General features: G+C 68.2%; 7 protein-coding genes and 2 tRNA genes. 4 read left to right on the forward strand and 5 right to left on the reverse strand.

Going from position 1 to position 15,034, the window contains the following annotated elements; translation table 11 throughout:
• Positions 1-30 precede the first annotated feature (30 nt).
• Both orn and A5752_RS06795 read left to right on the forward strand, forming a co-directional pair.
• On the forward strand, positions 31-678 hold the full coding sequence (gene orn, locus A5752_RS06790; protein WP_067083566.1) for an oligoribonuclease: 648 nt from the start codon (positions 31-33) through the stop codon (positions 676-678).
• Positions 679-719: 41 nt separating this feature from the next.
• A tRNA-His gene (locus A5752_RS06795) sits at positions 720-792 on the forward strand.
• Positions 793-859: 67 nt separating this feature from the next.
• Here the strand turns inward: A5752_RS06795 and A5752_RS06800 are convergent.
• Positions 860-2,077 (reverse strand): L,D-transpeptidase, encoded by a 1,218-nt coding sequence (locus A5752_RS06800; protein ID WP_067083567.1) that lies wholly within the window; start codon positions 2,075-2,077, stop codon positions 860-862.
• Positions 2,078-2,232: 155 nt separating this feature from the next.
• On the opposite strand from A5752_RS06800, the gene A5752_RS06805 reads away from it, so the two are divergent.
• Positions 2,233-2,308 (forward strand) — tRNA-Lys (locus A5752_RS06805).
• A 507-nt stretch (positions 2,309-2,815) separates the two neighbouring features.
• Here the strand turns inward: A5752_RS06805 and A5752_RS06810 are convergent.
• Positions 2,816-3,043 carry a DUF3618 domain-containing protein gene (locus tag A5752_RS06810; protein ID WP_067083622.1) on the reverse strand — a complete coding sequence of 76 codons (228 nt, stop codon included), beginning with the start codon at positions 3,041-3,043 and terminating at the stop codon, positions 2,816-2,818.
• 110 nt (positions 3,044-3,153) lie between these two features.
• Here A5752_RS06810 and bcp point away from each other — a divergent pair, with 110 nt between their 5' ends.
• Positions 3,154-3,627, forward strand: a complete 474-nt coding sequence (gene bcp, locus A5752_RS06815) for a thioredoxin-dependent thiol peroxidase (RefSeq protein WP_067083569.1) — start codon at positions 3,154-3,156, stop codon at positions 3,625-3,627.
• On the opposite strand, the gene A5752_RS06820 is transcribed toward bcp, so the two are convergent.
• The 3 genes from A5752_RS06820 to A5752_RS06830 all read right to left on the reverse strand — a co-directional run bounded on the left by A5752_RS06820 (position 3,604) and on the right by A5752_RS06830 (position 14,711).
• A complete protein-coding gene (locus A5752_RS06820) occupies positions 3,604-4,959 on the reverse strand; it encodes a dipeptidase (protein WP_067083571.1) in 1,356 nt (451 codons plus the stop codon). The two genes, bcp and A5752_RS06820, sit on opposite strands and share 24 nt — an antisense overlap.
• A gap of 122 nt (positions 4,960-5,081) precedes the next feature.
• Positions 5,082-5,474 (reverse strand): holo-ACP synthase AcpS, encoded by a 393-nt coding sequence (gene acpS / locus A5752_RS06825; RefSeq protein ID WP_067083573.1) that lies wholly within the window; start codon positions 5,472-5,474, stop codon positions 5,082-5,084.
• Between the two features lie 15 nt (positions 5,475-5,489).
• Complete coding sequence (locus A5752_RS06830) at positions 5,490-14,711, reverse strand: type I polyketide synthase (RefSeq protein ID WP_067083575.1); 9,222 nt, start codon at positions 14,709-14,711, stop codon at positions 5,490-5,492.
• Positions 14,712-15,034: the final 323 nt, after the last annotated feature.

Raw genomic sequence — 15,034 nt, forward strand, 5'->3', positions numbered from 1 at the left:
CAGACGGTGGCAAGGCTTACTGTGAGCGTCGTGCGCGACGAACTGGTGTGGATCGACTGCGAGATGACCGGCCTGGATCTCAAGACGGACCGGCTCATCGAGATCGCGGTGCTGGTGACAGACGCTGACCTCAACATCCTCGGCGACGGCCTCGACGTCGTCATCCACACCGACGACGAAGCGTTGGCGTCGATGATCCCGGTGGTGACCGACATGCACACCCGCTCGGGCCTGATCGACGAGGTCAAAGCGTCGACCGTCACCGTGGCCGAGGCTGAGGAACAGGTGCTCGACTACATCCGCGGCCACGTCAAACAGGCCAAGACGGCGCCGCTGGCGGGCAATTCGATCGCCACCGACCGCGGCTTCATCGCCCGCGACATGCCCAAGCTCGACGACTACCTGCACTACCGGATGATCGACGTTAGCTCGATCAAGGAGTTGTGCAGGCGCTGGTATCCGCGGATCTACTTCGGCCAGCCCGAGAAGGGCCTCGCGCACCGGGCGCTCGCCGACATCCACGAGTCGATCCGTGAACTGCAGTACTACCGCCGCACCGCGTTCGTACCCCCACCTGGGCCGTCGACCAGCGATATCGCGGCCGTCGCCGCAGAACTGGGACCCCCGAACGGCAACGCGAAGGATATCGATTCGGCCGCTGAGCGTTCGAGCGGTTAGTATCGACGTCGCCGCTTCGCCCGTTCGGGTTCGCGGCGATGGTGGCTGTAGTTCAGTTGGTAGAGCACCAGGTTGTGATCCTGGCTGTCGCGGGTTCGAGTCCCGTCAGCCACCCCGACTGATGACATTGCCCCACCCGCAATCGCCGGGTGGGGCAATGTTTTTCCGGTGCGAGACCGGCTCAGACGTTGGCGTTGCCGGCTTTCCACTGCTCCCACGGGATGTTCCAGTCACCGAGTCCGTCGGTGCCCGGAAGCGTCGAGCCGACCGTGTTGACGATCTCGACGACGTCCCCGCGCTTCGAGTTGTCGTGGAACCACTGCCCGTTGCTCGTGCTGACGTTGATGCACCCGTGGCTGACATTGCTGTAGCCCTGGCTGCCCACCGACCACGGCGCGGCGTGGACGTAGATGCCGCTGTAGGAGATCTGCGTGGCCCAGTCGACCTCGGTGCGATACCCGTTGGGCGAGTTGGACGGAACGCCGTAGGTCGAGGAGTCCATCACCATGTGCGAGCGACGGTCTCCGACGATGTAGACGCCGTTGTTGGTGGGCGTGCTGTTCTTGCCCATCGACACCGGCATGGTCTTGATCACCTCGCCGTTGCGCTTGACCGTCAGCGTCTTGGTGTTGTCGTCGACGGTGGTGATCACTTCGTCGCCGATCGTGAAGCTGGTGCTGACGTTCTCCTGGCCGAACAGGCCGTCACCGAGATCGACGCCATAGGTGTTCACGGCGACGTCGACCTTCGTGCCGGGCTTCCAGTACTTCGCCGGCCGCCAGCGCACCTCCTGGTTGCTCAGCCAGTAGAACGCCCCCTCGACGGGCGGGTCGGTCTTGATCTTGATGGCCTTCTGTGCGGCCAGCCGGTTGGTGATGTTCTCGTCGAACCGGACGGCGACCGGTTGTCCCACACCGACCACCTCGCCGTTGTTGGGCAACACGTACGACATGGTCAGGTTTTCCGGCGAATGGGTCTCAAAGGACATCCGCCGGGTGGTGGCGCCGCCGAGCCCCAGCGATTCCGCGGTGAGCGTGTAGCGCTTGTTGTAGCCTAGCGGCTCGGTGGTCGACCAGGTCAGCCCGTCCTTGCTCAAGGCGCCTGCGACGGTCTTGCCGGACTCGTTAACCATGGTGACCGCGCCGAGGACGCCGTCCTCCGCGCTGACGGTCACCGGCGAGTCCACCGAAACGCCCACGGCGCCGTCGGTCACCGATGCGGTCAGCTTGGGGACGAGCAGATCACCGAACGGTGTGCCCTTGTCGTCGATCACCTGAGGCTGCGGCGGCGCCGAGTTGCCTCCGCAAGCGGACAACCCGAGCGCCAGGGCGGGGATCAGCGCAACGGTCACCAACCATGCGCGTCGACGCGGACGGGCCACTGAACGGACTCGCCACATTGCTCACTCCACCTCACAACCAGGGACAGATCGATGATTCTTGGCAACAGTCTAAGGGCATTTTCAGGTCCGGGTTACGTGGCGGATGTCGACGAAGCAACGTTGTGGGTACAGATTTCGTACTGCGCAGCAGAGCCTGTTATTGTCGCACCCGCGCGCCGTTAGCTCAGTTGGTAGAGCAGCTGACTCTTAATCAGCGGGTCCGGGGTTCGAAACCCTGACGGCGCACCAGCTTCACATCGAGTGCGACCGTGGCGGACCGTCACGGTCGCGTTCTTTTCTGCACCGACCGGCGACGCCATGGCGATCGCTTATTACGGTTACGTAAATTTCTGGGCGGAATTAGCCATCGTGCGCGGGAAGTGTGCTGAGCGCTACATAACGCAGCTTACGGAGACGTGGGTCTCAGTTCGCGCGGCGTTGCGGAGAAGCCACTTCATCGGAGTTACCGCTGATTAAGCTGCGATAAGACAAATCGATCTGCTAGAGTCGCGTTAGCTGACACCCGGAATCTCCAGGATCAGCAAAATCTCGGAAGGGAAAAGGGACTTAGCTGATGCTTCAGCCAGGCCATTCATTTGCGGCGGACGGAGCGGGTGCGGGCGCATCCGCCGAGGTGACTGCCCAAAGCCCGGTCGCGGTGTACAGCTGCAATCGAATCGGCCGGGTCGCCAACCCCCCGGGCTTCTCCCTCTCTGACTGGTTCCGCTCGACGCGACGACGCTGACGCCGGCCCGTTCAGTCCCGCCGGATCCGGCGGACGACGAGCACCAGAGCGATCACTCCCACGCCCGCAAGCGACACCGCCACGGCGGGTTTCGTCACAAAGCGGATCGCGGCCGACTTGGCGTCCTCGACCAGCCGACTGGGATTCGCGCGTTCGGCGAGGGTGTCCACCGTCGCCGCCAGTTGCTCCCGAGCTTGGTCGATGTCCTGCTTGATGGTCTCGGGATCGCGGTCCGCCACGTGCGCCTCCAAGCCGTCCAAGTCGGTGCTCTTCACTAGAGCCTGCCGATCTACCCTAGAGCAGCCCGCGCTCGCTGCAGCGCACCGGTCGACAGAAGGGATGCCCGCGCGTGCCACAGACTCCGCGACTCGAGGTCGGCGATAAAGCCCCCGCGTTCAGCCTGCCCGATGCCGACGGCAACACCGTGAAGCTCTCCGATTACAAGGGCCGCAAGGTCATCGTGTACTTCTATCCGGCGGCGTCCACCCCGGGGTGCACCAAACAGGCGTGTGACTTTCGCGACAGCCTCGCCGAACTCAACGATGCCGGGCTCGACGTCATCGGTATTTCCCCCGACAAGCCTGAGAAGTTGGCGAAGTTCCGCGACAAGGAGAAGCTGACGTTCACCCTGCTGTCGGATCCGGACCGCAAAGTGCTCACCGAATGGGGCGCGTTCGGGGAGAAGACGATGTACGGCAAGACCGTTCAGGGCGTCATCAGGTCGACCTTCGTCGTCGACGAGAAGGGCAAGATCGCGGAGGCGCAGTACAACGTCCGCGCGACGGGTCACGTCGCAAAGTTACGGCGCGACCTGTCCGTTTGAGCCGAGCTCGCCCAGGCCGGCCAGCAGCAGCGCCTCGGAGACGGCGGCGCGCTCCAGCACGCCGAGGTGCAGGCTCTCGTTGACGCTGTGTGCTTGCGTCTCAGGGTCTTCCACGCCGGTCACCAGGATCTTGGCCGACGGAAACGCCGCGGCGAATTCGGCGATGAACGGGATCGAACCGCCGACGCCGGTGTGCACGGGCTCGGTGCCCCACGCCTCGGAGAACGCGGCGCGGGCGGCGTCGTAGACCGGCCCGCTGGCGTCGATCGCATACGGCTGCCCGTGGTCGCCCGGTGTCACCGTCACCTGCGCACCCCAGGGGGCGTGCTGTTCGAGATGGCGGGTCAACGCCGTCATGTGCTGTTCGACGTCGGCCCCGGGCGCGATGCGCATGCTGACCTTGGCCCGCGCGCGAGGGATCAAGGTGTTCGACGACTTGTCGATCGGCGTCGTGTCGATACCGATGATGGTGATCGCCGGCTTGGCCCACAATCGTTGCGGCACTGAGCCAGAACCGATTTCGTGCACACCGGGCAGCATGCCCGTCTCCTCGCGGACCCGTTCGGGCGGGAAGTCGACGGCGGCGGCCTCACCTTCGTGCAGCCCCGCCACCGCCACGTTGCCCTCGTCGTCGTGCAGGCTGGCCAGCAGTCGCACCAGCACGCTGACTGCGTCGGGGACGACGCCACCCCACAGGCCGGAATGCAGGCCGTGGTCGAGCGTGGCAACCTCGACGACGCAGTCGACGAGCCCACGCAGCGACACCGTCAGCGAGGGCACCTCGGTGCTCCAGTTGTCGGAGTCGGCGATGACGATGACGTCGGAGGCCAGGGTGTCGTGATGGGCGGCCAGCAGACGCGACAGCGACGGCGAACCCGACTCCTCCTCCCCCTCCACGAAAACGGTGACGCCGACCGGCGGATTGCCGCCGTGTGCCCGAAACGCCGCCAAATGCGTTGCGATACCGGCCTTGTCGTCGGCGGTGCCGCGGCCGTAGAGGCGTCCGTTGCGCTCGGTGGGCTCGAACGGCGGCGAATTCCACTGTGCCGGATCGCCCTCCGGTTGCACATCGTGGTGGGCGTACAACAGCACCGTCGGCGCACCGGGCGGCGCGGGATGGCGCGCGATGACGGCGGGTGCACCGCCCTCGCTGACCAATTGCACATCCTTGAAGCCCGCCTCGGTCAACAGCTTCGCCACGGCGTCGGCGCTGCGCTGCACCTCGCTGCGGCGGGCCGGGTCCGCCCACACCGACTCGATGCGCACCAGATCTTCCAGATCGCGCCGCACCTGCGGCATAACCTCGTGCACCCGCGCCACCAGATCGCTCATGGGATCGAGGCTAGCCGCAACACTTTCGTCGCGCCCGGAAGCCACGAGCGTGCACAAACCGCCGGGATTGGGCGGCGTGTCGTGTGCAGACACGCACGCTCGCGCCAAATAGGAGCCGGGGGTCAGCGCTCTTCGAGGATGGCCACGGCGGCGGCCGTGTCCGCCTCGTGCGTCAACGACAGATGGATCGTCACGTTCTTCAGATGCTCGGCGATCGCCCCCGACAGGCGCACCTTCGGCCTGCCCCACATGTCGGTGATGACCTCGATGTCGCGGTGGATGCCCTCGGGCAGCACCGGGCGCCTGGCGAAGCGCGACCCCGACCACGCCTTGATCACAGCCTCCTTGGCCGCCCACCGCGCCGCGAGATGCCGCGCCGCCGACGAACTCTTGTCTGCGGCGTCGCGGCGCTCACCCGGCGTGAACGTCTCGGCGAACACGGTGCCCGGCTGATCGACCTGCTCGGCGAACTCGGGAATGGAGACCAGGTCGATCCCCACCCCGACTATCGCCATGGGCCGAACGTTATCTCATGCCTGTCCGGGCACATACACGTCGTCGTCGCCGAGTCGCGAGCCCGGATCGAGAAGCATCTCGGCTTCCCGCGGCTTCTCCGGTCCCTCGTGGCCGAACCGGCGGTCCGCCGGCTTCTCGTACATCGGCTTGCCGCCGGCGATCGCCGACGCGAGCCGGTGTTGACCGGCCAGCACCCGCGCGTCCGCGCGCTGCTTGTAATCAGCACGCTGCTCGGGGGTCAGCGCGGCGAGGAACGCCTGCGGATGCACCAACGCGATCAGGCCGGACACGTGACCGAAGCCCAGGCTGGTGATCAGCCCCGCCTTGAGCGGGAACGACCCTCCGAAGTGCAGGGTGTCGCGCAGCCACACCATGTGCGCGGAGCCGGCGAGCTCGTCGTCGACACAGTCCAGGCTGCGGTTCGGCGGAATGACGCCGTCGCGCAGGATCTGGCACAGCCCCATCATCTGGAACGCCGCCGCACCGCCCTTCGAGTGGCCGGTCAGGCTCTTCTGCGACACCACGAACAACGGCGCGCCCTCCGAGCGGCCCAGCGCGTCGGCGAGCCGCTCGTGCAGCTCGGTCTCGTTGGGGTCGTTGGCCAGCGTCGAGGTGTCGTGCTTGGAGACCACCGCGATGTCGTCGGGTCCGACACCGAGCTGAGCCAGCGAGCGGGCCAACTGCGACGCGCGACCCCCGCGGCCGGCGGCCAGCGCGCCGAGGCCCGGCGCCGGGATCGAGGTGTGCACACCGTCGCCGAACGACGACACGTAGCCCACCACCGCGAGCACCGGCAACCCCATCTGGAGCGCGAGATCGCCGCGCGCCAGCAGGATGGTCCCGCCGCCCTGGCCCTCGACGAAGCCGAGGCGGCGACGGTCGTTGGCGCGGGAGAACTTCGAGTCGCTGATGCCACGGGCTCGCATCATCGCGGTGTCGGCGGTGGCGGCCATGTCGCCGAACCCGATGACCGCCTCGAGGGTCGTGTCGTCGTATCCGCCCGCGACCACGAACTCGGCCTTGCCGAGCTTGATCTTGTCGACGCCCTCCTCGACCGAGATGGCCGCCGTCGCACAGGCGCCGACCGGGTGGATCATCGCCCCGTAACTGCCGATATAGCTCTGGACGACGTGGCCTGCGATGACATTCGGCAGGACCTCCTGCAGGATGTCGTTCGGCTTGTTCCTGCCCAGCAGGTTGCCGTGGTACATCGTCTGCATCGACGTCATGCCGCCCATGCCGGTGCCCTGCGTGCTGGCCACCAGGCTGGGATGCACCCACCGCATCAGCTCCGCGGGCGTGAACCCGGCCGACAGGAACGCATCGACAGTGGTGACGAGATTCCAGATGGCCAGCCGGTCAATGGAGTTCATCATCTCTTGGCTGACGCCGTACACCATCGGGTCGAACCCGGTGGGGATCTGCGCGCCGACCGTGCGGGACAGCTTGACCTTCCGCGGAACCCGAACCTCGGTGCCCGCCTTTCGGGTCACCTGCCAGTCGCCGCTGTCGGGCACGGGCGCGATCACGGTGTGCTCCGGATCGAACTTGAGGAATCCGCGGGCCTCGGCCTCCGACGACACGACGAAGGTGAAGTCCTTGTCGAGGAAGACCGAAACCAGAAGCGGCGACGCGTGATCCGGGTCGATCGCTCCGTCGTCGACCCACTCGCGGATGCCGACCCGCTCGACCACGGCGTCGTGGTAGCGCTCGACCAGCTCGCCCTCGTCGACCAGCTCGCCCGTCACGGTGTCGTACCAGCCCGGCGTGGGATCATCCTCCCACTTGACCAGCCCGGTCGTCCACGCCAGCTCGAGCACACCGGCGGCCGACAGCTCGTTCTCGACCTCCATCTCGAAGCGGGTGCGCGAGGAGCCGTACGGACCGAGTTCGGCGCCACCGACGATGACCACCATGTCGGCGGGGTCCAGGTCGAGGTCCTGCCATTCGGGCGGCGGTGCGGACTTGTAACCACGCGGCGGCGACGGCAGGGCACGCACGGTGCCCTCGGGATCGCTGTCCTCGGTGTGGCTTTCGGTCACCATCTCTTCGCGGGCCTTGGCGGCCAGCTCGGCCATGTCGATGTCGACGTCGGCCAGCCCGCCGGTGAAGTCCGCCTGCAGCGGCTCATGCGCCGCGGCCACCTTGGCCTCGATGTCGCACAGGCCCAGCAGCATGCTCGCCATCTCGTCGGTGGTGAACGTGCGCACACCGGCCTCCTCGACGGCCCCGACGATCGCGTCGTTGTGGCCCATCAGACCGGTGCCCTTGGTCCAGCCGATCAGCGCGTGCGCCAACGAAACCCGCTGCGCCCACGACGATTCGGCCCTCCACCGGGACACCAACGCGTCCAGCGCCGACTTCGCCTCGCCGTACGCGCCGTCGCCGCCGAACATGCCGCGGTTCGGCGAACCGGGCAGCACGACGTGCAGGCGCGCGGCGATGTCGCGCTCGGTGCCGATGTGAGACAGCCCGCCGATCAGCCGTTGCACGGCCCACAGCAGCACCTTCATCTCCATCTCGGCGCGCGATCCGGCATCGGACAGATCGCCCGCGACCCGCGGTGCGGCGAACGGGAACAGCAACGTCGGCGTCTGGGCGTCCTTGATGTGGATCGACTGCGGCCCAAGGCTTTCGGTCTGCTCCGTGCCGACCCACTGCACCAGCGCGTCGATGTCGGTGTAGGACGCCATGTTGGCGGGCACCACCCACAGCTTCGCGTTCCAGCGGGCGCTGTCGCGATAGAGGTTGCGGTAGAACGCCAACCGGTCGTCGTCCAGACGCGACGTCGTCGCGATCACGGTCGCACCGCCGTCGAGCAGCTGCGCGACCACGGACGCGGCGATCGAGCCCTTGGACGCGCCGGTGACGACGGCGACCTCGTGGCTGTAGCGCCCGGTCCCCGGATTCTCGGCACCCGCAGCGGCGCGGCCGTACAGCGAGGCGTGGATGTTGCGACCAGCCGCCAGCGCCTTGCCCTGCCACCAGGTGGCCTGCGTGCCGACCACGTGGCCTGCGCCCTCGAAGCGTTCCGAGAGTCGCTGCCAGTCGCGGTCGATCTCGTCCTCGTCGTACAGCCACAGCTTGGCCAGGTCCTCACGCGCGCTGGCCCAACGGTCGTCGAAGAGCACCGCCTTGCGGCCGTCGAACGTCGGCGCCACCAGACGCGGCCAGTCCGAACCGAGTTCGGCGGTCACCAGGTCGATGAGTTCGGCGTCGGTGGCCTCCGGAACGGGAACCGGGGTATCGAGGCCGAGCTGTCCGAGGATCATCCGTGCCGCAGAGGCGAGCACGCCGTCGCGGCCGGTGACCCGCTCGGCGAACTCGGTCAACGCCGCGGAGTTCACCACGCCCCCGCTCGCGCCGCCGGCGGACGGCAACGACACCGCCACACCGCGCCGGGCCGCCACCGCGGCGACCGCGCTGTCGATGACCTTGTCGACGGTCGCGGCATCGGCCAGTGCGCCGTCGTGCAGGCCGCCGAGCTCACCACCGCGCACGCTGGTGCCCTCGCGGGTACCCAGCGCGACCTCGACGGTGACGTGTTTGACCCAGCCCGGACCCAGCTCCCAGGTTTTGGTGACCCGCTCGCCGATGTAGGCGGGGCGCTTGCCCGAGGGCCCGAAGACGGTGCGCAACTGGTCGTTCACCGCGTCGGACAGCACCGGGCCGAACGGCTTGTAGGTCCTGGCCAGCTTGGTGACCTGACCCTTGAGCGCGGCCAGGTCGGCCTCCCCCGCACCGTCGATGGCGCCGAGGTTGAGCTCGGAGCCCAGGTCGACGAGCAACTGGTTACGCCGCGACGATGCACCGTCGGTGATCGACTCGATGGAGTCCAGCGGTTCGATCTGGTCGATGCGCATCTTGGCCGACAGCGCGATCAGCGCCGTGGTGGCGTCGGCGGCGTCGAACGTCAGGTCGTCCGGACGGGGCCCGCCGGCGGGTGCCGCCGGTGCGGCTGCCGGGGCGGCGGGCGCGGCCGCCTCGACGGGCGCGGCGGCCTCCGATGCCGGCGCGGGCGTCGGCTCGTCGTCGAGTTCCGGCTCCGGATCGGTGTCGGTGGCGAACAGCACCGCCGCATCGCGCTCGGAGTTCAGCACTTCGGTTGTGTTGTGCGAATATTCGGGCAGCTTCAGCGTGTTGGCTGCGAGCCCGGCCACCGTCGGCGCGGACTTCACCCCGATCTCGACGAAGCGCTCGATACCGAGACCGCCTGCGGCCTCCTCGATGAACAACAGGTCCTGGGTCTCGATCCACCGCACCGGGCTGGCGAACTGCCACGCCAACAGCTCGATGACGATCTTGCGGCACAGCTCGCGCGGCTTCTCGTTACGCCAGGTGTCGTAGTCGGCGAGGATCTCGTCCAGCGGCTCGGCGGGCACCAGATCCCGGATCTCCTGGATGAATTCGCGATCCAGCGTGAACGGCTTGGGCACCAGGTTGGGGATGTAGCGCCCGATGATCAGGTCGGGATCCTGGTCGCGCGGCATGACGCGCTCCAACGAGCGGCGGAAGTCGGCGACACCGACCCGCAGCACCGACGAGTGGAACGGCACGTCGATACCGGGCACCAGGATGAACGAGCGCTTACCGCCGGTGATCTCGCGACGCCGCTCGACCTCCTCCTCCAGCGCCTCGAGGCCCCGCACCGTGCCCGCGATCGCGTACTGCGAGCCGCGCAGGTTGAAGTTGACGATCTCTAGAAATTCACCGGTATCCCGGGAGACGTCAGCGACAAACTGCTTGACGTCGGCGTCGTCGAGGTCGATCTGCGACGGGCGGATTGCGGCCAGCCGGTAGTTCGAGCGGCCGAGGTGATCGCGCGGCACGATGTCGTGCATCTTGCTGCCGCGGTGGAACACCACCTCGAGCAGCGCCTCCAGTTCGTAGACACCGCTGACGCAGGCGAGCGCGGTGTACTCGCCGACGGAGTGACCACAGGCGATCGCGCCCTCGACGAACGCGCCCTGCTCACGCATCTCGGCGACCTGCGCCGCGGCCACGGTGGCCATCGCCACCTGGGTGAACTGCGTCAGGAACAGCACGCCGTCGGGATGGTGGTAGTGCACACCGCTGGCGATCAGGCTGGTCGGGTTGTCCCGCACCACGTGCAGCACCGAGAAGCCCAGCGTCTCGCGGGTGAACTTGTCGGCGGTGTCCCACACCTTGCGGGCGGCCTTCGACCGGGCCCGCACCTCCATGCCCATGCCCTTGTGCTGGATCCCCTGTCCGGGGAACGCGTACACGGTCTTCGGGGCGGCCAACTGCGCCGTCGCCGACATCACGAGTTCACCGCCGACTTTGGCGCTCACCTCGAGAATCTCTGCGCCGCGGTCGATTCCGACCCGGTCGACGCGGAAGTCGATGTCGTCGCCCGGCAGCACCATGCCCAGGAACCGCGACGTCCAGCCGACCACCCGGGCCGGCGGGGCGGCCCTGCCGTCGGTCGCGGCCACGACGTGCTGGGCGGCGGCCGAAAGCCACATGCCATGCACGATGGGCGATTTCAGGCCGGCGAGCAGGGCGGCGGCGCGGTCGGTGTGGATCGGATTGTGATCACCCGACACGACGGCGAACGCGCTCATGTCCGTGGGTGCGGTGACCGTGACGTCGCGGCGGCGACGCCGCTGGGTGTCGGTCGCGTTGTCAGTGATCGCACCGCCCGCGCGCGGCGGGTCGGCCAGTTCGGCGGCGCCGGTGCGGCCGCGGATCGCGAAGCGCTCCTCGAGCCTGGCCAGCACCGTGCCGTCGGCGTCGCGGATCTCCACCGACACCGGCACGACGCGGCCGTACTCGGTGTCGGTCGCGGCGGAAACCGTTGCGGTGACGGCCAGTTCGGCTCGCTGCTTGGGCATCGGAGCCAGCAGGTGCGCGGCGTGGTCGAGGTGTACCAGGCTCAGCAGGCCCTCGACGACCGGGAAGCCGTCGTCGGTGAGGGCCGAACCGATCGCGGCGAACACCGCGGGCCAGCAGTGGCCGACGAGCGCGTCGGGCACCAGCGACAAGCCGGGCGCGAGCGGGGCGCCGAATGTCGCGGTCACGCCGGTGTGGTCTGCGACGCGTTCGGGATCCCAGTCGGCGGTGACCGTCGCGGTGTTGTTCTGCACCGGCGGCAACGCGCCGGGTCCATCCACACCCGCCGCGATGGCTAGCACGGAACGCATTGCGGCCGAGGCGTCTTCGACCGTGACGACCGGCATGCCGCCGTCGACGGTGCATGCGGGCAAGGTGAACGGGATGTCGATCCAGATGTCGGACAACGGCACGCTCAAGGTGACCCGGTCGCCGCTGAGCTCGAGGCGGGCGCCGGTGGACGGGTGCGTCGCGTTACGGTTCTCGTTCGCCTGCCACTCGTCGGGTGCGCCGATCCGGTGCACCGGGTTGATCGCGACCCGGCCCGCCCACAGCACGTCCGGCGAGTCCAGCACCACCGCAAGCGGACCGGTGACGTCGGCGCGCGCCTGCCGGCGCGACACGACCGGCACGGGGTCGCCGTCGGTGGCCAGCGCCTCGTCGATCGCGGCCTGCTCGAAGCGGTCGAGCAGTTCACCGACCGGCTCGTCGACGCGGGTGATGCCCGCGACGGCCTGAGTACCGGGGATGATGCACACCTCATCGGCGCTGTAGCGGGCGTCGTGGGCCTGCCACAGCGAATCGCTGCGCCACCACCGCCGCACGTCCTTGTCGATCACCGGCACGAAGTTGACCGGCTTGCCCGGCGTCTTGCACAGCGTGACGAACCACGGCACGTCGGCCGGATGCAGCCGCAGCGTCTCGGCCTCGGGGTAGCGCGACACCAGCGTCGCGATCGCGCGCTGCGGATCATCCAGCAGCGCAACGTCGTTGAAGAGCGTCGGGATCGGACCCGAATCCTGCGGGTGCAGACGGGCTTCCGCGCGGTGCAGCATGTCGGCGAACCGGTCGCGCCAGGTGTCGGCCAGCCACGGGCTGTTGGGCAGTTTGGTGTCGGCGGTGCTGTCGCCGTCGCCGATGGCCAACTCGACGTAGCGCTGCAGCCACTGCAGGTAGGTCATCTCGCCGATGTCGCCGTAGTACGGCTTGCAGGTGGCGGCCATCGCGGTGATGATCTCGTCGCGGCGCGCCGCCACGGCGTCGGCATCGCCGGCGACCTCGTCGAGCAGCCGCCCGCACCGCGATGCGGCGTTGTCGATCTCGTGGATGTCGGCGCCGAGCTGGCTGCGGCTGGAAGCCATGCCGCCCGTTGCCTTTCCGGCGCTGATCCAGTGGTCGGTTCCGGTGGTCTCGACCAGCATCTGCTTGACGGCCGGGGACGTGGTCGCCTCGAGCGTCGCCATCGCCGCGGTGCCGACGAGGATCCCGTCGACCGGCATTGCGGGGAAGCCGTACTCGGTGGCCCAACGCCCGGACAGGTACTGCGCCGCCCGCTCGGGGGTGCCGATGCCGCCACCGACGCAGACGGTGATGTTCGGCAGCTTGCGCAGTTCGCCGTAGGTCGTCAGCAGGAGGTCGTCGAGGTCCTCCCAGGAGTGGTGCCCGCCCGCGCGGCCGCCCTCGATGTGGACGATGACGTCCTTGTTCGGCACCTCGGCCGCGATCTTGATCACGGACTTGATCTGGTCGACCGTGCCGGGTTTGAACACGACATGGCTGATGCCGACGGTGTTGAGCTCGTCGATCAGCTCGACGGCCTCCTCGAGCTCGGGGATGCCTGCCGACACCACGACACCGTCGATCGGCGCACCGGACTGACGGGCACGCTGCACCAGGCGCTTGCCGCCCAGCTGCAGCTTCCACAGGTACGGGTCGAGGAACAACGAGTTGAACTGCACCGCGCGGCCCGGCTCGAGCAGGGTGGTCAGCTCGGCGATGCGGTCTTCGAAGATCTCCTCGGTGACCTGCCCGCCGCCGGCGAGCTCGGCCCAGTGCCCCGCGTTGGCGGCGGCCGCGACGATCTTGGCGTCGACGGTCGTGGGGGTCATGCCCGCGAGCAGGATCGGCGACCGCCCGGTCAGCCGGGTGAACTTCGTCGACAGCTTCACCGATCGGTCCGGCAGCTGCACGGTGGTGGGCGCATAACTCGACCAGGCGGGCGGCACCTCGGGTTCCGCGCCGACCGTGAACAGGTTGCGCTGCCCGACCCGCGTGGCGGCAGGCACGATGCCCACGCCCAGCCCGCGGATGATCGGGGCGGTCAGCCTGGTCACGGTGTCGCTCGGGCCCAGGTCCACGATCCACTTCGCACCGGCGTCGTGCAGCCGCTCGACCTCGGCGACCCAGTCGATCGGGCGCACGAAGATCGCCTCGGTCATCTCGTGAGCCAGCTCGGGATCGATGCCGCACTTGGCCGCCCAGCGGTCGACCACCTCGACGCCGTCGGCCAGCCGCGGCGTGTGGAAGCCGACCTCGACCTGCACGCCATGGAAGACCGGGCTGAACACCGCACCGCCGCGGATTTTGTTCTTGCGCTCGGCCTCTTCCTTCTCGGTGATCTTCGAGCAGTAGAGCTCGAACCGGCCGAGCTGTTCGGGGGTCCCGGTGATGACGACCGAACGCCTGCCGTTGCGGATCGACAGCACCGGCGGCAGCACGGTCCGCACGTCTTGGGAGAACTCTTCGAGCAGTTCGGCGATGCGGTCGGGATCGACGTTCGTCACGGACACCATCGGCGACTTGTCCCCGCGGCCGACCATGCCGCGACGGCGCGAGACCAGCGACCCGGCCGCACCGATCAGCTGCAGCAGCGCCAACAGTTCGGCGTCCTTGGCGCCCCGCGACCGCAGCGACTCGCAGGCGATGATGCCCTGCGAGTGCCCGGCCATCGCGACCGGCGGCGCGTCGTACAGGTCCAGACCCTGGCGGATGGCGGCGCGGATCGCGGCCATCTGCGCCAGCAGGATGCCCGGTCCGGAGATGGCCGCGGTGATGAGTTGCTTCGTCGGGGGCAGCGGCTCGTCGGCGGCGAGCGCACGCACCCACTGCAAGGGCTCGAAGCCGATGGGGCGCACCACGACGAGTTCGCGCGCCACGGGCTCGAGAAGGAGGGCGGCCTCCCCGACGACCTCGCTGAGCTCCGACTCGATGCCGGCCGAGCTGACCAGCTCCTCGAGGTTCTCCAACCACGAGCCGCCCTGGCCACCGAAGGCCACGGCGTAGGGCTCACCGGAGTTCAGTCGATCGACGAGGGCCTGATTGCCGGCGAGGGCGGCTCCCGCGGTGCGGTCGGCCGACACCCTGTGCTGCTCGTTGATCGTCACGTCTTGTTCTCTCCTCTGTCCCGCGTCATGCTCGTCGTCGGCTGTCGTCTCAGAAGCTCCAATGGCTCCCGGCTGCCTGCCGCGGCGCCACGCGATTCGGCGTCGAATCCGACTGGTTCGGTCGGGCGGTTCCGAGTCGTTTCGCGACTGCCTTCGAACCGCCTTCCGTGCACTCCAGCCGTACTAAGAGTGTCATAAGAAGAGCCCTCCATTTCGCGCCCGAAATGGTTACTGAAGAGTTCTACGCTCGGGTAACCGCCCGTTGCATAACGCGCAGTTCGACACGGACCGAAGGCTTTCGGGACAAACGTCCTGCATGCAGG

Origin of the sequence: Mycobacterium sp. 852002-51961_SCH5331710 (genome assembly GCF_001665535.1) — a bacterium.
In the GTDB taxonomy this organism is placed as follows: domain Bacteria; phylum Actinomycetota; class Actinomycetes; order Mycobacteriales; family Mycobacteriaceae; genus Mycobacterium.

Excerpts from the sequence above, each read along its gene's own strand:
- A5752_RS06800 (WP_067083567.1), bottom strand. The coding sequence starts at position 2,077 with ATGTGGCGAGTCCGTTCAGTGGCCCGTCCGCGTCGACGCGCATGGTTG.
- acpS (WP_067083573.1), bottom strand. The coding sequence starts at position 5,474 with ATGGCGATAGTCGGGGTGGGGATCGACCTGGTCTCCATTCCCGAGTTC.
- A5752_RS06820 (WP_067083571.1), bottom strand. The coding sequence starts at position 4,959 with ATGAGCGATCTGGTGGCGCGGGTGCACGAGGTTATGCCGCAGGTGCGG.